Source organism: Pseudoalteromonas sp. S4741, from assembly GCF_005886135.1.
GTDB classification, from domain to species: Bacteria; Pseudomonadota; Gammaproteobacteria; order Enterobacterales; family Alteromonadaceae; genus Pseudoalteromonas; species Pseudoalteromonas tetraodonis.
Genome location: NZ_PNCN01000072.1, coordinates 1 through 21,319, shown reverse-complemented (window position 1 = coordinate 21,319; position 21,319 = coordinate 1). Strand labels below are relative to the sequence as shown.

18 protein-coding genes are annotated in these 21,319 nt (G+C 41.0%); 4 read left to right on the top strand and 14 right to left on the bottom strand.

Annotation, left to right across the window (positions count from 1 at the left end; all coding sequences use genetic code 11):
- Window positions 1–221 precede the first annotated feature (221 nt).
- The 12 genes from CWC30_RS11465 to CWC30_RS11410 all read right to left on the bottom strand — a co-directional run bounded on the left by CWC30_RS11465 (window position 222) and on the right by CWC30_RS11410 (window position 10,355).
- The gene (locus CWC30_RS11465; RefSeq protein WP_008467029.1) at window positions 222–431 is read right to left on the bottom strand and encodes a cold-shock protein; all 210 of its coding nucleotides are present in this window, start codon (window positions 429–431) and stop codon (window positions 222–224) included.
- A 260-nt stretch (window positions 432–691) separates the two neighbouring features.
- Window positions 692–1,405: a hypothetical protein gene (locus tag CWC30_RS11460; RefSeq protein ID WP_138627151.1), complete on the bottom strand. Its 714-nt coding sequence runs from the start codon at window positions 1,403–1,405 to the stop codon at window positions 692–694.
- Complete coding sequence (locus CWC30_RS11455) at window positions 1,402–2,142, bottom strand: FTR1 family protein (protein WP_036983615.1); 741 nt, start codon at window positions 2,140–2,142, stop codon at window positions 1,402–1,404. The genes CWC30_RS11460 and CWC30_RS11455 overlap by 4 nt, the downstream gene beginning before the upstream one ends.
- On the bottom strand, window positions 2,129–2,482 hold the full coding sequence (locus CWC30_RS11450; protein ID WP_028834667.1) for a cupredoxin domain-containing protein: 354 nt from the start codon (window positions 2,480–2,482) through the stop codon (window positions 2,129–2,131). Before CWC30_RS11450 ends, CWC30_RS11455 begins: the two co-directional genes overlap by 14 nt.
- Entirely contained in the window at window positions 2,475–3,776 is a 1,302-nt protein-coding gene (locus CWC30_RS11445; RefSeq protein ID WP_138627150.1) for an ATP-binding protein, read from the bottom strand. The genes CWC30_RS11450 and CWC30_RS11445 overlap by 8 nt, the downstream gene beginning before the upstream one ends.
- A gap of 62 nt (window positions 3,777–3,838) precedes the next feature.
- Window positions 3,839–4,498: a response regulator gene (locus tag CWC30_RS11440; protein WP_013462838.1), complete on the bottom strand. Its 660-nt coding sequence runs from the start codon at window positions 4,496–4,498 to the stop codon at window positions 3,839–3,841.
- 11 nt (window positions 4,499–4,509) lie between these two features.
- Window positions 4,510–5,157 carry a hypothetical protein gene (locus CWC30_RS11435; RefSeq protein ID WP_013462837.1) on the bottom strand — a complete coding sequence of 216 codons (648 nt, stop codon included), beginning with the start codon at window positions 5,155–5,157 and terminating at the stop codon, window positions 4,510–4,512.
- A gap of 13 nt (window positions 5,158–5,170) precedes the next feature.
- Window positions 5,171–5,941: an SDR family oxidoreductase gene (locus CWC30_RS11430; RefSeq protein ID WP_013462836.1), complete on the bottom strand. Its 771-nt coding sequence runs from the start codon at window positions 5,939–5,941 to the stop codon at window positions 5,171–5,173.
- A complete protein-coding gene (locus CWC30_RS11425; protein WP_016900001.1) occupies window positions 5,938–6,627 on the bottom strand; it encodes an iron-containing redox enzyme family protein in 690 nt (229 codons plus the stop codon). The genes CWC30_RS11430 and CWC30_RS11425 overlap by 4 nt, the downstream gene beginning before the upstream one ends.
- A gap of 7 nt (window positions 6,628–6,634) precedes the next feature.
- On the bottom strand, window positions 6,635–8,092 hold the full coding sequence (locus CWC30_RS11420) for an AMP-binding protein (RefSeq protein WP_502704754.1): 1,458 nt from the start codon (window positions 8,090–8,092) through the stop codon (window positions 6,635–6,637).
- A 2-nt stretch (window positions 8,093–8,094) separates the two neighbouring features.
- On the bottom strand, window positions 8,095–8,748 hold the full coding sequence (locus CWC30_RS11415; protein ID WP_138627148.1) for a thermostable hemolysin: 654 nt from the start codon (window positions 8,746–8,748) through the stop codon (window positions 8,095–8,097).
- 86 nt (window positions 8,749–8,834) lie between these two features.
- Window positions 8,835–10,355 carry a sensor domain-containing diguanylate cyclase gene (locus CWC30_RS11410; RefSeq protein WP_138627147.1) on the bottom strand — a complete coding sequence of 507 codons (1,521 nt, stop codon included), beginning with the start codon at window positions 10,353–10,355 and terminating at the stop codon, window positions 8,835–8,837.
- A gap of 303 nt (window positions 10,356–10,658) precedes the next feature.
- Here CWC30_RS11410 and CWC30_RS11405 point away from each other — a divergent pair, with 303 nt between their 5' ends.
- From CWC30_RS11405 to CWC30_RS11395, 3 genes are all read left to right on the top strand, one after another.
- On the top strand, window positions 10,659–12,470 hold the full coding sequence (locus CWC30_RS11405; RefSeq protein ID WP_138627146.1) for a glycoside hydrolase family 3 protein: 1,812 nt from the start codon (window positions 10,659–10,661) through the stop codon (window positions 12,468–12,470).
- Window position 12,471: 1 nt separating this feature from the next.
- A complete protein-coding gene (locus tag CWC30_RS11400; protein WP_138627145.1) occupies window positions 12,472–13,206 on the top strand; it encodes a 5-oxoprolinase subunit PxpA in 735 nt (244 codons plus the stop codon).
- A 154-nt stretch (window positions 13,207–13,360) separates the two neighbouring features.
- Complete coding sequence (locus CWC30_RS11395) at window positions 13,361–15,379, top strand: S9 family peptidase (RefSeq protein WP_138627144.1); 2,019 nt, start codon at window positions 13,361–13,363, stop codon at window positions 15,377–15,379.
- 685 nt (window positions 15,380–16,064) lie between these two features.
- On the opposite strand, the gene CWC30_RS11390 is transcribed toward CWC30_RS11395, so the two are convergent.
- Entirely contained in the window at window positions 16,065–17,666 is a 1,602-nt protein-coding gene (locus CWC30_RS11390) for an isocitrate lyase (protein ID WP_138627143.1), read from the bottom strand.
- Window positions 17,667–17,905: 239 nt separating this feature from the next.
- Here CWC30_RS11390 and CWC30_RS11385 point away from each other — a divergent pair, with 239 nt between their 5' ends.
- Complete coding sequence (locus tag CWC30_RS11385) at window positions 17,906–20,083, top strand: malate synthase G (RefSeq protein ID WP_138627142.1); 2,178 nt, start codon at window positions 17,906–17,908, stop codon at window positions 20,081–20,083.
- A 78-nt stretch (window positions 20,084–20,161) separates the two neighbouring features.
- Here CWC30_RS11385 and CWC30_RS11380 read toward each other — a convergent pair whose 3' ends face one another.
- Window positions 20,162–20,887 carry a YebC/PmpR family DNA-binding transcriptional regulator gene (locus CWC30_RS11380; protein ID WP_036983603.1) on the bottom strand — a complete coding sequence of 242 codons (726 nt, stop codon included), beginning with the start codon at window positions 20,885–20,887 and terminating at the stop codon, window positions 20,162–20,164.
- Window positions 20,888–21,319: the final 432 nt, after the last annotated feature.

Genomic DNA, 21,319 nt, shown 5'->3' with positions numbered 1-21,319 from the left:
TTGCGGGGCTAAACGTGTCGCTATCTGTGTTAAAAAATTCTCATTTAGAACAACTAAATAGCGAATTGTTTGCCTAGCTATCAACCCGTTTTTCCTGCCTCAAAATAGACCGCTTAATTAAGCGAATTGGTATAAATTTACAGATGGTGGGGAGATATCTTAAATTTTAGACACAAAAAAAGCGCCTTAAGCGCTTTTTTTCATTTTACTTAAAAGTAAAATTATAGAGCTGTGATGTTATCAGCTTGAGGACCTTTTTGACCTTGTGAAAGAGTGAACTCTACACGTTGGCCTTCAGCTAAAGTTTTGAAACCTTCGCTTTTGATTGCTGAGAAATGTGCGAAAACGTCTGGACCATTTTCTTGCTCGATGAAACCAAAACCTTTAGACTCGTTGAACCACTTAACTGTACCTGATACGATGTTAGACATAGTATTATTCCTGATATAAAAATTAAATTGTGCCCTAATGGGCGGTGTAGCAAAAAATGAGATGGTACTTAAAAACTTCAGGACGGTACTACAAGTATTACTTATACAACAACGAAATGGAGATTTATAAATTATCATGCTTTCTTTCTAGCTGCGCACTACTATATAGAGTTACAGACTCAAGTCAACCCTTAATGCGATTTAATTTATAAAATAGCTTAAGCAGCCCGCTTTATAAATTAAGTACTTGTTTAAAGAGCTTAAAATTCAAATTCTAGTGCCATTCTAAAGCTATGATTTTTCTCTGACTGGCTGATTTCAGTAATAAAACCGGCTTCCCACTTTAATTGTTTTTGCCCATCAAAGCGATGTAACCCTATAAATCCGGGGCCAATACCGACAAAGTCTTCGCCAAGATAAACTTCAACCGCGGGCTGAAAAGCAGACAAATAGCGGTAGCGATATTGCGCTCTAAATTCGCTTTCCCACTCATTTTGTATATCTTGGCCCCACTCGTACACTAAAAATGCATTCATAGTGAGACTTGCACGACCAAACTCTTTTTCAATCACAAAACCGGTGGTTGCTTCGTATGCGTCGGCGTCATGCTGTTTTTCAAATTCAAATAACGCGCCCCAATCAGCCCATAGCCTGCCCTGCTCTATTAACTGCCAACGAAGTTCTAACTCATACGCTTGCAAGCCAAAGTCACCATTATCATCGCGCTCGCCCACTAAATAGCCTTCCAATGCCATGGTGTCGTTAACTGCGCCGCCTAAGCCAACGCGCTGCGCTAAAATATTACCACTGTCGGTTTGGTGTGATACAAGCCGCCACTCTAGCTCGCGCTCAAACGGCAAAACATACGGATGATAAACTTTATCAACCACTATGCCATCAGCATAAGCCAGCTTAGGTATTAATAAACAAAAACCAATTAATACAGTGGCTGCAAATAGGTTTATTGCTTTCATGATTGTTCCTTAGTTATTGATTTAGGAATAAAATAACAAACTGATAAAAATAACACGCTGCTCAGCACATAACTTAAAACACTGGTTAAATTAGGCGTAGCCTCATAACCGATAAGTGCGCGCAAAACCCGTCCAAACTCTGAGTTTTCAGTTAAAATAGCACGTAAATCCCATACGGTTGCCGTTGTTGCTATCAAATCAATTTGGCTCGCCAAATCAAGTGCCACAACCAGTTTTGCCGCACTGTTTAACGCTAACAATACCAATAAAGGAATAAGCCCAAAGCGCTGTTTGATTGCACCCAATAAAAAATACAACAACACACTAAAGCTACTGCATATCCCTAAGCCTAAAAAAGTGCCAATAAATAAGCTTTGTGCTGCTTCGTTGTTTTGCCAAAAGCCAATCAGGTAAATAATGTAATGACTTAAATAAAGAGTCATTACGCTGATAATCGCAATCATAAATGCAGGCGTTGCTTGTTTAATGGCGTAGTACAGCGCACTGATAAACACTAAAACACATAAAGCAATTTGGGTATATTCTAAACCCTGATAGTCGAACAAGGGACTGATTAGCGGAGCACTTTTTACAAATAAAAATGATAGCCCCACACCTAAAACAAGCATCCCCAGTACCTTCACTAAACTTTGCCTGGCAATCACTTGGAGTAAAATAAGTAAAATGGCCACCGGCAATAACTGATTGAGGCTCATCACAAGGCTAGTTATTAGCATCAGAACCCTCCTTTTCGGTCGCTATTACAGCACCACGCGCCGTATTGGGTGAAAACTCGCCAAAAAATTCATAACGCCCAGGAGTTAACGGCCCAATATAAATAACGCTTTTGCGATTAGGGTAAAGTACTTTCTCTCGGTTGAGATCGAAACTGTCGAATTCTTCAGGCGTACTATCTTGATTTTCGATTAACAAGCGTACCTTTTTATTGGCTGGCACCACGATTTCTGCGGGATAAAACAAATGATCTTTAAGTACAATAAGATAGTCTTTACTGGCGGCGTTAAATGATAAAAATACGCAACAATATAAATAGGGGTGAATAAGTCGTTTAATCACATTTAGCTCCTGCAAAAACTACCTGTACTTTTAAGCCGCCCAAATCGCTGTCTGTTAAATTAATTTTAGCGCTATAAATAGCAATAATGTGCTGGACTATTGCCATGCCTAAGCCCGCACCTTGTTCACCCGAAGGATGTTGGTCGCCGCCAACGCGATAAAAACGGTTAAATATCCGTTGTTTTTGATCGTCAGTCATACCTGGACCGCTGTCTTCTATTTGCCAAATACGCTGCCTGTGCATCTGCTTTAGGGTAATTTTTATTTGTCCGTTTGCAGGCGCGTACTTTATAGCATTACTCAGTAGGTTTGAAATTAACGTCACTAAGGTAAACTCATCACCGTTAATAGTAAAGTCATCTCCCTCAAGGCTAATAGTGTGATTTTTAACCTCTATTTTTTCATATAGTTGGCTAACTACTTCTTGCGTGATCGCTAATAATGACTGTTCTTTAAACTGCTTTTGCCACTGCTCTGGCTGAGTACGCCCTAGTATTAGCATTTGCTCCACAATATTGGTGAGTCGATTAATACCTTGAGTCATGGCTTGTAATTCTTGGTTATCGCCTTGTTGGGCGGCCAAATTATGCACATTGATTTTTAAACTGCTCAGGGGAGTACGTAATTCATGGGCGGCATCTGAGGCAAAAAAACGTTCTCGTAAATAGGCCGTTTCTACGCGTTTAAATAAGTCGTTTAAGCGGCTGATCACTGGTTTTATTTCTTCATCCGTCACCTGCCAATTGATCGCTGTGAAATCATTTGCTTGGCGCAGAGCTAACTGTTTTGATAAACGGGTTAACGGTGCCAGTGCATATTTAACAAAAAAGCTAATAAATAGCGCAAGCAAAGGAACCGCCCATAACATGGGTAACATGGCTGATAAAATCACCGCCTCGGCAAGCTCAAACCGCTTAGTAATCGGCTCGGCAACAATAACGGTGCGTAAAGAAGTAGCAAAAACGAATACCCGCATTCGCTGCCCTGCAATATTAAGCGTTTGAAAACCCGCTTGATACTGGCTCAAATCAAGATTTAATTCGTCAGAACCGCTAAGTAGCTCACCACTTTGCCAAATTTGATACAGTAACTGGGCGCTTTCTTGCATTTTTGGCGCCATAGCGTTTATAGATAGAGGCTGTTGCATCAAGACTCCAGCCACCACTTTTAGCTCACTATCGAGTAATTGTTCACCATGGCTCATACTTTTTTGATAGCCTTTGACTAAAGCTAAAAAGCAAGTTAACACCATCATTGACAGTAAGATAAGTGTTAAACGCTTACGAATTGACATAGCGCATGGTTACCTTTGTAAATTCAAGTTTGTGCAATCTAGGGGCGTTTTAATCACGTGAGCTATCTCTTTCCCACAACATAGCCAATACCACGGAGAGTTTTAATAAAATCGCTGGGGAATTTTTTTCGTAGGTGATGAATATGCACCTCAATGGTGTTAGAGCCAACCTCTTCACCCCATTGATAGAGTTTATTTTCTAACTGCTGCTTAGATTGTACGCGACCTTGGTTTTCCAGTAACGCTTTTAGCAGCATATACTCTTTTCGCGGTAGAGAAAGTAGCTCATCGTTAAGTGTGACACTGTGCGCTGACGTATCCATAGTAACATCACCACATTGTAATAAGCTCGACTGAGCTTGATTTACACGTCGGCTCGCTACGCGCAAACGAGCAAATAATTCGGCTGGTTCAAATGGCTTAGCTAAATAATCATCAGCCCCCATATCAAGCCCTTGCACTTTGTCATCTATGCTACTGCGAGCGGTTAGTATCACCACCGGAATGACTTTTTTTTGTGCTTTTATGTGCTTTAAAATTTGCGAACCATCACCATCAGGTAAGCCTAGGTCAAGTATAACCAACTCTATTTCGCCACTGCCTAAACATTGCAACGCATGCTTAACCGTTGCGCTGTGTTCTACACTGTAGCCTTCTTGGCGCAATGAGCGGCAAAGCCCTTGCGCCACAAGATGATCATCTTCAACTAATAATAAATGCATTGTTTTTTTTGTTATCTCTTTAGTTTTTTATCAACTTTAGCTAATAATTGGCTAATTGCTTGCTGACGATATTTGTCCGCTTTAGCGCGAGTATCACGAATACCGGCCGCTTGTGCAACTAACAAATGGGCTTTGGCTTGCTTATATTCACGTTCGTCGTATAAAAACTCACCATACAAATAATTAGTATCAATGCCCTTTTGATTAAAAGCGAGTGCTTGCTTAAAAAACTTATCAGCGGTGTCATCATCACCAAAGCCAATTGGCCACCCTGGTACTTTACTGTATAAGGTTGCAAGGCTAGCATACGCTGAGCCACCTAAAGCACTGTCGTCTATTTTAAGGGCTTGCTCTAATGATGCCTTTGCATCTTTGGCATAACCCAACGCCCCTAAGCCGCCTTTTGCACCCGCAAAACTTGCCAGCACAATGCCGTTCCATGTATAGCTATTTGCTGAATTAGGATAGTTTTCAATAAATTGAGCACTTTGCTCACTCAGTTGAGTAAAGGCTTTGATTTGTGCGTCATCTTTAAGCTCATAATTAGCGACCGCCCACTGCTGTTGAATAGCGAGTAAGTCGCTTTGTTCATCTGCAAATACCGGCGATGAAAATACACTAACAATGCTTAAATAAGCTGCTAAAGTAAATTTTTTCATAATAAATCCTCTATTAACCTAAAAAGCTTTTTATTTTAGGGAGTTGTTTAGCAATTGCGTTATCTACAATACGTGGGAAAACGCCATTGATACGTGCAAAAAGTTTCTCAGGAAAACCAATAAATCGTCTGGTTTTATTTGAGTTTAATAACGCAACTAACTCATCAGCCACCAACTGCGGTGAATCCATTTGATTACCAAGCGCTTTGTTCATTGCCCGCGTTTGAGCATCATTAATGTCGGTATCAGTTGCTCTAGGTGCCAAATAAGTAACTCTAACGCCAGTGTCTGAAAGCTCTCGTGATAACGCTTCGCTAAAACCACGCAAACCAAATTTACTGGCACAATAAAGTGTTTGATATGGGTAACCTATGCTGCCAAAAGACGACCCAACATTAACTATGGTGCCTCTATTCGCTTGCAGCTGCTCTAAAAACAGTTGGCATAGTTTCATCGGGACGGCTAAATTAGTGCTCAGTAGATTATCAATTTGTTCACTACTACAACTACTTAAGCTTTGCATAACATTAATGCCTGCATTGTTTATAAGTAATTTAGCACCGCCCAATTTTTTGGCTTTAATTGCCAATGCCAGCATGTTTTCTGCAACGGTTAAATCTCCCACAAAAGTCATACTACCTGGGCACTGGCTACTTAGCGCATTTAGCGCATCGCCATTACGCCCTACTAATAGTAATTGCCAACCTTGTGCGTGCAGTGTTTTGGCAATCGCTTGGCCAATTCCCCCTGTGGCTCCTGTTAAAACACATAAGCCGGTATTCATGCGTGTTGCTCTTGCGCTGATGCTTTAAAGAACGGCTCGTCATCTAAAGCGCGGAAAATATCACCGTACAAACGATAAAAACATTTTGCGCCATGTAAAATAGCTTGCTGATCGGCCTCATTAGTAATTTTGTTCATCAAGTTTTCAAAAAACTTTACGTGCTCTATATCAAGCGCACCATGAGAGGTTAAATAGCTAAATGCTTTTTTAGGTAAACCAACTGCATCAGCAATATTTGAAGCTGCGCCATCAGCCAGTGCAATTGAAGTCCCTTCGAGTACATGAACCATGCCAAAAAAGCTTAATGGATTTTTACGAGCGATACTGTCATAGGCATACGAGACCATCATTTCGGTAGCAAATTGTGGCTTACTATGGCGCACGCTTTCTTTATCAAAACCACACGCGGCAATATCGTTAAGCACCCATTCTTGGTGGCCAATTTCCTCTTCAATGTATTCGGCTACGGCTTCACGTAACCATTCTTGTTCGTCGGTCAAACGGGCACCTAACGACATCATTAATGGCACAGTGTGTTTTACATGATGGTAGGCTTGCGCTAAAAATGACGCATACTCTTCAAGTGATGCTTGGCCTTTAAAAACGCGCTGTATAATTGGCGCAGCTAATAAGTACTCACGCTCGTTTTGAGTTTGTGCTTTTAATGTATTAAAAAAATCAGTCATGGAACACTTATCCAAGTCGGTAAAATTGTTCAAAAATAAGGTTAAATTGCTGGCTAATAGCCTGGCGCTTAGGACGATTATTGGTCGTTAGTAACCCTTGCTGAACACTTAAAGGCTGAGCTAACCGATGCCACTTTTTAACTTGTGCATAATCGGGTAACTGTTGATTTATAAATTTCATATGCTCTCTGAGTTGTTGATCACTCAACTCAGGGATTGCATAAATAATCGCGGTTAAAAAAGGTCTGCCCTCACCAAAAACAACGGCTTGTATAATCGCGCTTTGACTCAATATTAATGACTCAGGCCATTCAGCACTGACATTACGGCCCATGCTGGTAATAATCAGATTTTTAAGTCGCCCTTTTATGAAGAGCTTATTACCATGCTGGGTCACTAAATCGTCTGTTGCATACCAGTTATTTGGGTTATGCGGCGCTTGATTTAAATACCCTAAAAATAGCTCACCCTTTATGTACAACTGGCCTTTTTCGATTTTGGTTTGTATGTGCGGTAGTACAGTACCGGCACTCTTTAAATCATCATTTTTGGGCGTATTTAAACTTACGACAGATGCCGCCTCTGATAATCCATACCCCTGATAAACAGGTAAATTAAGCTCTCTGGCGGTAGCAATTAAAGCATCACTCACGAGCGCTCCGCCAACTGCAATAAACTGTAATGACTTTGGCGGCTGCCAACCTTGTTTTGCAAACGCAATTAAACACGTTAATAACTCAGGCACTAAAATAAGGGTGTTAGGTTTTACACTGTCAATTGCACTAATTAGTTTTTCAGGATTTTTTAACCCTGAACCAACAAAACCCAATTCGTTTAACGGCATTAAATGTACACAACCGCCACTTAATAATGGTGCATAAATACCTGCAATATTTTCCAGTAATACAGGTAATGGCAGTAAACATAAGTGAGTTGGTTTACTTATACCTATTTGCTCACATAACGATTGTGCAACTTGCATTTGGCTTTGAGTTGATAAACACACCCCTTTAGGCTCGCCTGTAGAGCCTGACGTGAAGGTGATTTTTTGCGTGCCCTCAAAGTAACGAATCGGTTCTTTAACGTTGAGCTGATAAATATATAAGGTGTAATGATCAAACAAAGTAATAGACAATGTATGCACACCCAAAGAAAGCCTTGGCATATCACTTATAAACAGCTGTGCACCACACTGTTCCAACACATATTGCGTTTGTTGTTGACTAAAGAAATGGGCAATCGGTATAGCCACTTTATTAGCAACGCTGGTCGCAGCATCAAGTACCAACCAAGCAGGTGTGTTATCAAGTTGAAATGCAATTGCATCAGCATCTGAATTTGCAAAAATTTCCGCTACTTTATTTATTTCTTGAAGCAGCTCAGCACCTGTGAACTGTTGTGTTTGATTCGCAAAATGCGCGACAACCGCCGGCTGAGTCGCTAAGTCATTTAAGCTATTTAACATACTCATACCGTCTCCAGCGCGTTGATTAATGCCGTAATGCCATGTGTATTTTGTTGTTTAATATCAAGTAGCATTGGCGTATTAAGTACTTGTAGATGTGCTTGCTCTAAATTAACAATGCATACTGTAGGCTGGTTCGCGTAGTAGCTTCCCCAGCTTTTTGGTTGCTCAACAACACTGCTGTTAGCCAATGCGATTTCATTACACGTCACCCCTAATAAACGCAATAAGGCACGTACATGTTTAGTGGCACAAAAAACCAAATTAGTAGCACCAATAGCTCTTAAAGCTTCATTAACAATAATAAAATGCGATAACGTGGCTTTTCTGTGTGTTGAATAAAGATTACCTAACTCAAACACTTTACTGCGCTGTGTGCCCATTGGTAAAAACTGCTCAATGGGCGCTGCTAAATATTGTTCAATAAATAAAGGAGAAGTGGCGTTTCTAAGCCCTAATGTACAATGCCCTTGCTGAGTTTTATACTGACAGAGTAATGGCATAAATGAAGTTAGGCTGGCATTGTACGCAGCTAAAAAGCCTTGTTTTACTGTATCTTCAAGGCGCTGACGGTGTTCATCACATTCTCTGGCGCTCACACACTGTGTGAACGACTGAAAAAGTGTTGATGATGACTGTTGTTGAGCTAATTGCATAAAAGCATCGCCTGTATCAAATCTATAGGTAGAATTTAATAGGCGAAACTTAAATAAAACTTAAGGTAAGTTAATTTTTTAAAAATTTAATTTAGACTGGCAATAACGGTTTTATTTCGGCCCGTTTCTTTTGCATGATAGAGCGCTTTGTCAGCACATTTGTATACTTGATCAATATCATCACTGTGCTGCGGCCATGTAGCAATGCCGATGGAGACATTTATACAACCAACTTTGGCCATCGGTGTATTCGCCACTTCATTACGTAACCGCTCAGCAATAACAAACGCACTATCGCTATTTTCGTTCGGTAATATAAGTAAGAATTCCTCCCCACCAGTTCTCGCGACAATATCATCTTTGCGAGATACCTGCTTGATCACACACGTTAAAGTTTTTAGTACCTCATCGCCCACATCATGGCCAAAGGTGTCATTAACCCGTTTAAAAAAGTCGATATCTATTTCTAGAACCGCAAAGGGGATCTGTTCTTGAATTAATTTATCTAACAATAAATACAAACCTCGCCGATTATGCGCACCAGTTAGCGGATCGGTGAGTGCATCTTGGCGTAATTGCCCCATTTTCGACTGCAGTATATTAACTCCTTCTAACATGGCTGCTTTAAGTTGCTGACTTTCAAAATACCAAGATTTAATACTTTTAAGATTCGCCACGTTTTGTTGATCAGTCGATAAATTTGCACTGTCAGCTAGTAACCTAAGGGGCTTAGCAATAAAATGCGCTAACACACCAATCAATACAAAAGTAATTAATACAATTGGTAGCATTCGCTTAAGCACCAGCCCTTGAAAAGTATCTAACGTGGCAAGTGTTGCCACCTCACTACGCTGGGCAACTACGCCCCAATTAGCAAGTTTAACGGGCGAATATCCAGCAAGCATAGACACGCCTTGGCTATTTAAAACCCGGGTGTATCCATCTTCGCTTTGCAAAACACGCTCAATTACTGGGTTATTAATGACTTGTTCGCCAATCCGCTCAGTCTCAGGATGATAAAGTAAGGTTTTATTATCAGCCACCACATAAAAGTATGCCCCGCCATCGTAACTATGCTGTTTTAATAAGGCGTTTAAAATGCTCTGTTGTTCTAAATAAAAGCTACCGCCAATATAGCCGTAGTAGTTACCCATTTCGTCAAATAAAGGATAAGAAAGTACAACAATTAAGTTATTCGCAAGCGATACATAAGGACGACTAACCAATGGACGCTGTAGTTTAAAGGCTTGTTTAGAATGAGGTGAATTAACGGTTTTATTAATAATATTTAATGAAACAGGTGAGGCCGCTTTAACGACACCTTGCATGTTAATTGCTACCGAATTAAAGCTATGTGTTTGGTTTAAAAGGCGGTTGGTTTCAGCTTGGAGTAACTCAGTATTGGTAATGTCTTTAGCAATAATTTTGGCTGAAAACTCAAGTTGCTGCATCGCGGCGGCTAAAAAGTGATCGGTCGCCGAGGCAAGCTTACTAGCAAATACATGGTTACTTTTGAGAGTATCTTCTATTACCCGTTCTTTTTGTACTTGGTAACTAATGTATAAACCACTGAACAAAATAGCGGCTGTAGCAGTGATAGCTAACAACAGAATTAATTGCCTAAGTTTAAAAGTAAATGGTGATCGAAAACGCAACTTATTATCATCCTAAGCAAATAAAAACGACTGCTATGTACTACATATATCCTAAATATAATACAGAAATTAAACTAAGTAGCCTAATTTTTGTTATTTTTGGAATAATAAAATGACATTTATTATATATGTCGGGTTTTGCAGTTAAGCTCAATAATAGTTAAGCTGCATGCACTTTATTTTTATTTAGCCTTGAGGTGTGTGTTGCTAAATAAGTACCTGTTGTCGTCTTCTCTTTTTTTAATCGGATGTTTCATGCCAATAAAATCTTCTTTTGCCGATTCTGCGCTGTCGCTTGAACAGCAACTTGGGCAAAAACTTATGCTCGATTTACGCTACTTTTGTCACCAAGGCAGCAGTGAGCGCTGCAGAACAGCATTAACCGAGTTACCAGATACACTAGCCAAAGCGATTAGCCGTTATGATATTGGCGGGGTTATTTTATTTTCTGAAAACACCCAAAGTATTGAACAAATAATTAGCCTTAATCAGCAACTGCAACAAGCTGCGTCTCACTCTAAATCAGGCTTACCGCTTTTTATTTCAATTGACCAAGAAGGTGGACGCGTAGCACGACTGCCACGTGATGTGGCCACTTCATTTACTGGTAATATGTCAATTGGCGCCACCTACCCTGAGCATGGCACTTATTTCGCAACTCAAACCGCGAATGTTCTCGCCACGGAGCTTTCAGCATTGGGGATTAATGTAAATTACGCGCCAACCGTTGATGTAAACATGAACCCAGACAATCCGGTAATTAATGTCCGCTCTTTTAGTGAAAACCCAAATGATGTAGCAGTATTAGGTGCCGCACAAGTTAGTGAATTTGAAAAAAATGGCATTATTAGCGCACTAAAGCATTTTCCTGGGCATGGCGACACCAATGTAGATAGTCATACCGGCTTGCCTAAAGTGATGCATTCAAAAGAGGTGATTTACGCACAAGATTTAGCGCCCTTTAAACACATTATTGAGCAGCATAGTCCGGGCATGATAATGACCGCGCATATTCAGTATCCAGAGCTCGATAGCAGTACCTTGACTAATGTTGATGGCAAACAAATGATCAAGCCCGCGACAATGTCGCGTAAAATCATGACCGATATTCTACGTAAAGAACTTAACTATCAAGGTGTGGTGGTAACCGATGCACTTGATATGGCAGGTATTAGTCACTTTTTTAGTCCAACTCAAGCAATTATAAACACCTTTGCCGCTGGGGTTGATATTGCGCTGATGCCAATAGAGATTAGAACGCCAGATGACATTAAAAAGCTCGATACTCTCATTGAGTCATTAGTCAGTGCGGTTAAATCAGAGCAACTAAACGCACAGGAAATTGCGCATTCAGCACAGCGTATTATCTCACTTAAAAGTAAATTTAAATTAAACGCTTCGCCTGTTCCCATCAAAGCATTAGCCAATGCCAAACACATTATTGGTAAAAAAGCACATCGCGAATTAGAAGCGTCACTGGCCTTAGCGGCGATCACCCAGATAAAAAATAACAACAACACCTTGCCACTTAAGCTTAATGCTGGCCAACACATTCATATTATTATGCCCGATACGCGTAAATGTATGGCCATACAACAAGCCATAATAGCACTGAGCTCACACGCATTAGTTTATAGCTGTAGCAGTTTACAAGGTTTTGACCCTGTTGATGCTCAGCGTAATATAAACCAAGCTGATATTATTATTGCCGGGAATGCCACGCCTAATCAAAGCGCAGTGGAAATTGGCGGGATGGATGATTTAGCCGATAACCCAGACTTTGCCCTCAATAACGCAGAGCAACCTAAAGCACTTGAAACATTACTTAAAATGGCTAACAAGCAACAAATACCCACCGTGTTTATTAGTTTGCGAGCTCCTTATGATATTGCGCAGTTTGGCGACTCTGCCGATGCAGTATTAGCTTCATATGCTTATAATATTGACGTAGACAAAAACGAGCAAGTATCTGGGCCTGCATTTACAGCACTTGCTAAAGTATTACTCGGTCAAGCCCCTGCTAAAGGCAGCTTACCGGTAACTATTAAACAATCAAAGAGCCACTAATATGAAACTCAATTGTGATTTAGGTGAAAGCTTTGGCGCGTGGAAAATGGGGCTTGATGATCAAGTAATGCCGCATATTGATATGGCAAACATTGCCTGTGGTTTTCATGCGGGCGATCCTAGTGTTATGGCCAATACTCTTAAGCTCGCTAAACAGCATAATGTTATTATTGGCGCTCACCCAAGCTACCCCGATAAACAAGGATTTGGCAGACGCTCAATGAACCTGAGTGTGGCCGAGCTCACTCAGTGTTTACACTACCAAATAGCTGCTCTTGATGGCATGGCAAAGGCACAAGGATTAACCCTTAGCTATGTTAAACCCCACGGTGCGCTTTACAACGACATGATGAAACACCAGCCACTACTTAGTGCTGTGATGGGCGCGGTTGCCAGTTACCCTGCTGACCTAAAATTAATGATACTGGCTACGGCCGATGCTAAACACCACCATACAATGGCACGTCATCTTGGACTAACGCTTGTTTTAGAAGCGTTCGCAGACAGGCTATATACTGATCAAGGGCACCTCGTAGCAAGAAATATAGCAGGCAGTGTGCATGATAAAGCAGCATTATTGGCACAAGTTAAACAGCTTTTAACTAGTAACAGTGTGACTACCCAGTCAGGAAAATCGTTAAAACTTAACGCCGATAGTATTTGTGTGCACGGTGATAACGCCCAAGGTGTTGCGCTTATTGAAGACATAAAGACACTTTGCAGCGCAAGCGTATAACTTCCTCTAAGCTGTAAACCCCCTTTACAGCTTTTACTTTCTTTTCTCACTTTCATTTATTGGTAGTTTTAAATACTGGCTTCGTCGCATCTGACTGTTAATTATCCCTCTCCTACCCTATAAATAGAGCAGTGATTTAAAACAGGGATAAATAATGAAAACGCTTTTAGCTATGAGTCTTATACTGGGCAGCAGTCAATTAGCTGTTGCCAATACCGATACATTACAACTTCAAGATATCTTCAATCTTGAATATGCCAACCAAATAGACATAACAGAAGACGGTAAAACCGTGTATTTTGTCCGCAACCGCATGGATATTAAAACCGACCGTAAAGTAGGCAATATTTGGTCTGTTGATTACAGCACAGGGCAACTACAACCATTAACTTCTGGTGTATATATGGATAACTCGCCAGAAGTCTCTCCTGACGGACAGCGACTTGCTTTCATATCAAACCGAGATGGTAGCAACCAAATATATATTAAATGGTTAAAAACAGGGGCTATCGCTAAGGTTAGTAATTTAACTAGCAACCCAAGCTCACTAACTTGGACTCCTGATTCAAACCAGCTGGTATTTAGTATGTTTGTTCCAATGGCGACGTCTGCGCCTGTCAGCTTACCTAGAAAACCAAAAGGTGCCACGTGGGCAGAGCCTGCTAAATATATTGACGATGTTTATTATCGTGCCGATGGAGGGGGTTATACTGAAAAAGGGTTTAGTCAATTATTTACACTTGATGCCAATGGCGGTAATGCTCAACAACTCACCAACGATAATTTTAATAATGGTGGGGAAGTCAGCTTTAGTAAAGACGGTAAAACTTTGTATTTTTCTGCTAATCGCAATGAAAATAATGAATTGAAGCCCACTAACACTGAGCTCTATCAACTCGATTTAGACTCGCTAGCCATTTTCCCTCTAACTGAGCGTAATGGGCCTGATCAACAACCTAAAGTGTCACCCGATGGCAAATACCTTGCCTATACAGGGTATGACGACAAGCGTACTAATTACGAAAACACCCAACTCTATATTTGCGATTTAAAAACAGGGAATACTCAAAGCCTAACCACCGATTTTGATAGAAGTGTTGGCCAAATTAAGTGGAGCGCGAACTCAAAAGGGCTTTATTTTAGCTATGCCGATGAAGGGCAAACTGCGCTGGCTTATCAACCTCGAAGTGGCAAACGCAAAGTGATTACCGAACAAATAGGAAGTGTTGCGTTTGGTCGCCCTTATTCCGGTGGCGATTTCGATATTAGTGAAAATGGTCATGTTGCATTTACATTGGCCGATACCCAGCGCCCTGCTGATGTAGCCACAATAAAGCGCGGTAAAGCACAGCGCTTAACCGATTTAAATTCTGATGCACTCGCAACCAAGCAACTCGCTGAGGTTGAAGAATTATGGCTTAAATCAAGCCACGATGAGCTGCCAATACAAGGCTGGGTTGCTTACCCACCGGGTTTTGATAAATCAAAAAAATACCCACTAGTGCTTGAAATTCATGGTGGCCCTGTCGCTAATTATGGCCCGCACTTTAGTGCCGAAGTACAACTATTTGCCGCTAAAGGGAACGTGGTTTTATACATGAACCCACGTGGTAGTGATTCATACGGTAAAGAGTTTGCGCAAACCATTCATCATAATTACCCAAGCAATGACTACGATGATTTAATGACGGGTGTTGATGCACTCGTTGCCAAAGGGTTTATTGATGAATCTAAACTATTTGTAACCGGTGGCTCTGGCGGCGGTGTATTAACCGCATGGATTGTAGGTCATACAGATCGTTTTGCTGCAGCTGTGGTTGCCAAACCAGTAATTAATTGGATCAGCTTTGTACTCACTGCCGACTTCTATCCTTTCTTTGCCGATTATTGGTTTCCGGGCAAACCTTGGGATCATATTGAGCATTACATGAAACGCTCACCCATCAGTTATGTTGGCAATGTTAAAACCCCAACCATGTTACTCACGGGTGAGGCAGACTACCGTACGCCTATTTCAGAAACAGAGCAGTTTTATCAAGCCTTAAAATTGCAGGGGGTTGATACCGCGATGGTGCGTATTCCAAACGCCTCACATGGTATTACTGCCCGTCCATCTAACTTAATGACCAAAGTGGCATATATTCAATGGTGGTTTGATAAGCATTCGAAATAAAACGCAGAGTTATGAGTGACGAGCTATATAAGCTCGTTGCTCGAAGCTCACAAGTGTAAACCCCCTTTACAGCAATAATGTGAGTAATCCCTTACATACTTTAGCTAAATATCGGACTTAGCTTCAAACTGAGTTGGTAAAAATTCGGTTTATACTAACTCAACCTCTTTGAGTTAGTAAAAATTCGGTTTGAGTCACTGTTTATAAGCCCTCAGTTAGTAAAAAAATGTTTTATAAGTAGCGACAGTTAGTAAAAAATCGGTTTATTACTTTCTAAACCCTAGTTAAAAATCTTTAAATTAAGCGTTTAGATGCTCAAATTGAGGATTAGAAAGGCAAATCTACCCTTAATGATGAAGAGAATGGCTGTTTTTATCATGGTTAGTTAAAACCTGATCTGTATTTTAACTAGCTAGTTAAATCGTGATCTGCTTTCACAATGTTAGTTAAACTCTGATCTATATACGGCAAAAACAGTTAATTTATTGTGCTTATACATGTTAAAGCGTAACCAGACTATCAAGCCCTCCAGCCAAGCATAAACATCCTTTAAATTTATTTACACTCTTAACCTGCATTGCATCCCTGAATAACTAGCTAGTAAAATACTGATCTATTAAATTTTGCCTTTATGCAGGCATAAAAAAAGGGCCTTGCGGCCCTTAAGTAACACTATCTAGTTGAATTAAAATTGGTTCATGGTGTTAGCTTCACCACCGGCTTTAAGTGCATTCTCGCCAGAGAAGTACTCTTTGTGTGTATCACCAATGTTTGAGCCTGCAAGGTCTTGGTGTTTAACAGACGCTTGCTCACGACGGATTTCTTGACGCTGTACATCACGTACATAAGCCAGCATACCTAAGTCACCAAAGTAACCTTCAGATAGAATATCTGTGCTTAATGCTGCTGTGTGGTACGTTGGTAACGTGATTAGGTGGTGGAAAATACCCGCTTCACGTGCACCATCGCGTTGGAAGTTTTGTACCAGTAAGTCTGCAGCTGCAGCAAGCTCTGTTGAATCCATTTCTGGAGCCATAAGCGCTTTGTTATCATCAAGACTTGGGTAAGCGCTCAGGTCACGACCTTCTTCTTGCCACTCTTGGTATACTTGCTCACGGAACTTAAGCGTCCAGTTGAACGACGGTGAGTTGTTGTATACTAATTTAGCATCTGGAACTTGTTCTTTAACGCGATTTACCAGCTCTGCAATTTGTTTTACGTGTGGTTTTTCTGTTTCAATCCACAGTAAATCAGCGCCTGACTGTAAGCTAGTAACACAATCTAGTACTACGCGGTCTTTCTCAGTGCCTTCGCGGAACTGGTATAAACCGTTATCTAGGCGTGTAGGCTTACAAAGTTGGCCATTAAGCTTCATTGCCGTTTCGCCTTCATTTAAATCATCAACACTGTTTACCGGTGTTGTTTCTAAAAATGCATTGTATTGGCTTGCTAAGTCACCTGGTTTTTGTGAAACCGGTACTTTTTGCGTTAGGCTTGCACCTAGAGAATCGGTACGCGCAACGATAATACCGTTATCAATACCTAGCTCTAGAAACGCGTAACGTACTGCATTAATTTTAGCTAAAAAGTCTTCATGAGGAACGGTAACTTTACCTGCTTGGTGACCACATTGCTTAGCGTCTGATACTTGGTTTTCGATTTGAATAGCACATGCACCCGCTTCAATCATCTTTTTAGCAAGTAGGTAAGTCGCTTCTTCGTTACCAAAACCGGCGTCAATATCAGCAATGATTGGCACAACGTGCGTTTCAAAGTTATCAATTTTGTTAAGTACTGCTTGAACGTCGCCGCCGTTTGCTTTTGCATCGTCTAGCTCGTTAAATAAATGGTCAAGTTCACGTGCATCCGCTTGCTTTAAGAAGGTGTAGATTTCTTCGATAAGTGCAGGTACTGATGTTTTCTCGTGCATACTTTGATCTGGAAGTGGACCAAACTCAGAGCGAAGCGCTGCAACCATCCAACCACTTAGGTATACGTAACTGCGTTTAGTTGTTTTTTGATGACGCTTGATTGCCATCATCATTTGTTGCGCAGTAAAACCATGCCAACAACCTAAAGACTGTGTGTACTGGCTTGTGTCTTTATCGTATGCAGCCATGTCTTCACGCATGATGTCTGCTGTAAATTGTGCAATATCAACACCAGAGCGAAAACGATTTTGTAAACGCATACGTGTTGCGTATTCAGGATTAATTGTTTTCCATGCACTGCCTTGTGATTGGCATAATGTTGCTAGTGTATCTGTTTCGCCTTGATATGTTGTCATAATAAAGTCCTTCGAACGGGTATTAATATTTATTGTTGAGAGAGTGACTACATCACGTTAGCTCTGTAGCGCTTAATTAAACATTAGGCTTATTTTTTAGATTTAGTAAATTTATAGTTTTTATTGCGGCTATACATATAGTGAATGACTAAAAAGCATTCAAAGCCACTTTTTTGCGATATGGTAGGTGTACGCATATAAAAAATTGCACACTGTCGGACCGTTTAAGGATATTAATTATGAGCCACACTCTCACCCATTCAGGACTCAGCGTTGATAAGCAACTTGCTGAATTTGTTAAAAAACAATTATTACCTGGTACCCATCTTGATGAACACCAGTTTTGGAAAAGCTTTGCCCACATAGTGCAAACACTTACACCATTGAACAAATCACTACTGGCTAAGCGTGAACAGCTACAAAAGCAAATTGATGACTACCACCTTGCAAATAAACATGCTGACCAAGCTCAGTATCAAGCGTTTTTAAAAGATATTGGCTACCTAGTTGATGAGCCTGAAAACTTTAGTATTGAAACTCAAAATGTAGAGCCAGAAATAGCGTTGACTGCAGGGCCACAGCTAGTGGTGCCGGTTAGTAATGCACGCTTTGCGCTTAATGCTGCTAATGCACGTTGGGGGTCGTTATACGATGCTTTATATGGAACCGATGTTTTAAGCGAAGACGACGGCGCCGAAAAAGGCAGCCAATATAACCCTGTTCGTGGCTTTAAAGTAATGGCTTACGCAAGGCAGTTCTTAGACAAAGCATTACCGCTTGAAAATGGCTCGCATATTGAAAGTACTAACTATTCTATTGTTGACGGCGCCCTTGCTATTACCCTGCGCGACAGTTCGCACACCATACTTAAAAGCCCTGAGCAACTGATTGGCTATCAAGGTGAAGCACAAAACCCGAGTGTTATTTTACTTAAAAACAATGGATTGCATATTGAGCTGCAAATAGACCATCACCATCCTATTGGTCAAGCAGATAAAGCAGGGCTAAAAGATGTGGTGCTAGAAGCCGCACTAACAACCATTATGGATTGTGAAGACTCGGTTGCCGCGGTAGATGCAGAAGATAAAGTACACGTTTACAAAAACTGGCTTGGTTTAATGCAAGGCAACTTGGTTGAAACGTTTAGAAAAGGCGACAAAATGGTCGACCGCACGTTACAAGCTGACCGACAATATACAGGACTTGATGGCCAAAAACTGACCCTCAAAGGGCGCAGTATGATGTTTGTGCGTAACGTGGGGCATTTAATGACAAATCCAGCCATTACGGATGTAAGCGGCAATGATGTGTTTGAAGGCATTATGGATGCCATGTTCACCGCAACAGCTGCTTTGCACGATTTAAACACTAAAAACACGATTAAAAATTCAACCGCGCAAAGTATTAATATTGTAAAACCGAAAATGCATGGCCCTGATGAAGTCGCCTTTGCTAATACTTTATTTGGTATGGTTGAAGAGGCACTGAGCTTGCCTAAAAACACCCTTAAAATGGGTATTATGGATGAAGAACGTCGTACATCAGCCAACTTAAAAGCCTGTATTCATGCAGCAAAAGAGCGTGTTGTGTTTATTAACACTGGCTTTTTAGACCGCACTGGCGATGAAATTCATACCTCAATGCAAGCGGGTGTTGTGCTGCCGAAAGCGGCTATTAAAGCACAGCCTTGGATCAGCGCTTACGAAGATCGCAACGTTGATATTGGCCTAGCCTGTGGCTTAAGCCATAAAGCGCAAATTGGTAAAGGTATGTGGGCAATGCCAGATAAAATGGCAATGATGATGGAGCAAAAAATAGCGCACCCTCAATCTGGCGCAAATACCGCTTGGGTGCCCTCCCCTACTGCCGCCACATTACACGCAATGCATTATCATGATGTTGATGTATTTAGCCTGCAGCAAAGCATTGCCACGCGTCAAATAGCAAGCCTAGAGAGCTTACTTACACCGCCGCTCATGCCAAACCCTGAAACGCTATCAAAAGAAGATATTCAAAGCGAGCTTGAAAACAACGCGCAAGGTATTTTAGGGTACGTAGTACGTTGGATTGACCAAGGAATAGGCTGCTCTAAAGTGCCTGACATTAATCATATTGGTTTAATGGAAGACAGAGCCACCTTACGTATTTCAAGCCAACATATCGCCAACTGGCTACATCATGGTGTATGTAGCAAAGAGCAAGTACAAAAAGTGATGGCAAAAATGGCTAAGGTTGTTGATGGCCAAAATGAACATGACAGCCTTTACATTCCCATGGCAACTAATGAGCAGACATTAGCTAAAAGTATTGCGTATCAAGCTGCTTTAGCACTGGTATTTGAAGGGGTTAGTCAACCGAGCGGTTACACAGAGCCACTACTACACAGCTACCGCTTGAAATATAAAGCACAGCACTAACTTAAAACTTAATCTAAAAAATCAATAAGCTGATTTTTTTATAACGCTAGTGAATAATCACTATTCACTAGCTACGAATTAATTTTTAATAGTCGCGTTGTGATAAACATTTTGTACGTCATCGCAATCTTCAAGCATATTGATAAATTTATCAAAGTTGGCAATGACTTCTTCATCAGTGATTTCAACATGTACTTGTGGAACGAAGGTAATTTCATCAACTTCAAAGTTAATGCCTTCAAATGCTTCTTCTAATGCCTTTTTAGCTTTAAAGTACTCAGTATGCGGTGCAAACACCGATACCTTGCCATCTTCGGCTTCTACATCAGTCACATCAACGTCAGCCATCATCAGGGCTTCTAACACGACTTCATCGTCGTCGCCTGCAAATCCTAAAACAGCAAGGTGATCAAACATATGTGCAACACACCCAGGTGTACCTATTTTTGAATCTGTTTTAGTAAACGGTAAACGTACATCTTTAATTGTGCGGTTTGGGTTATCGGTTAAACAGTCAACAATCACCATACAATTACCCGGGCCGTAACCCTCGTAACGGGCTGAAGAGTAATCTTCCCCTGCCCCACCGGCTGCTTTTTCAATTGCTTTTTCGATTACGTGCGCAGGAACTTGGTCTTTTTTGGCTTTTTCAATTAAGCGGCGCAATGTTTGATTTACATCGGGATCAGGTTCACCACTTTTGGCTGCAACGTAAATTTCTTTACCGTACTTTGAATTTACTTTAGTTTTCGCATTGGCTGTTTTTGCCATCGAATTTTTGCGGACTTCAAATGCTCTGCCCATCTTGTGCCTCTATTGAATACGTTCTGTTTTTGATATTTTACCAATTCAAAGCGTATTGGGCTAGTGGTTCAACATGTTCTGCTGTGCAAAAGCAGCGGGGGATTAATTTAAATAATACCCACTGTCATTAAATAAATAAAAACGAAGCTCAATTTAACATAATCAGGGTCTGTTAACCTTTGCGGATTGATATTTGTTCAAACTAGGGACAATTTAATCGCGGCGCGAGATTTGTAACCTAGTGGGCTCGATAACTGCTCCTGCGTTATTCTACTGACTTACATCCATGTAAGAATAAGTCAAAACCGAGCAAAGCTTCCGCGTCCTGCTCACGCCCCTTACCTACATCCATGTAGGCAACAAAGAGTTAATTGCCCCTAGGCAGAACCCTCCGGTCTCCGCCTGTTTTGCATTCATTCTTCGATCTCGAAT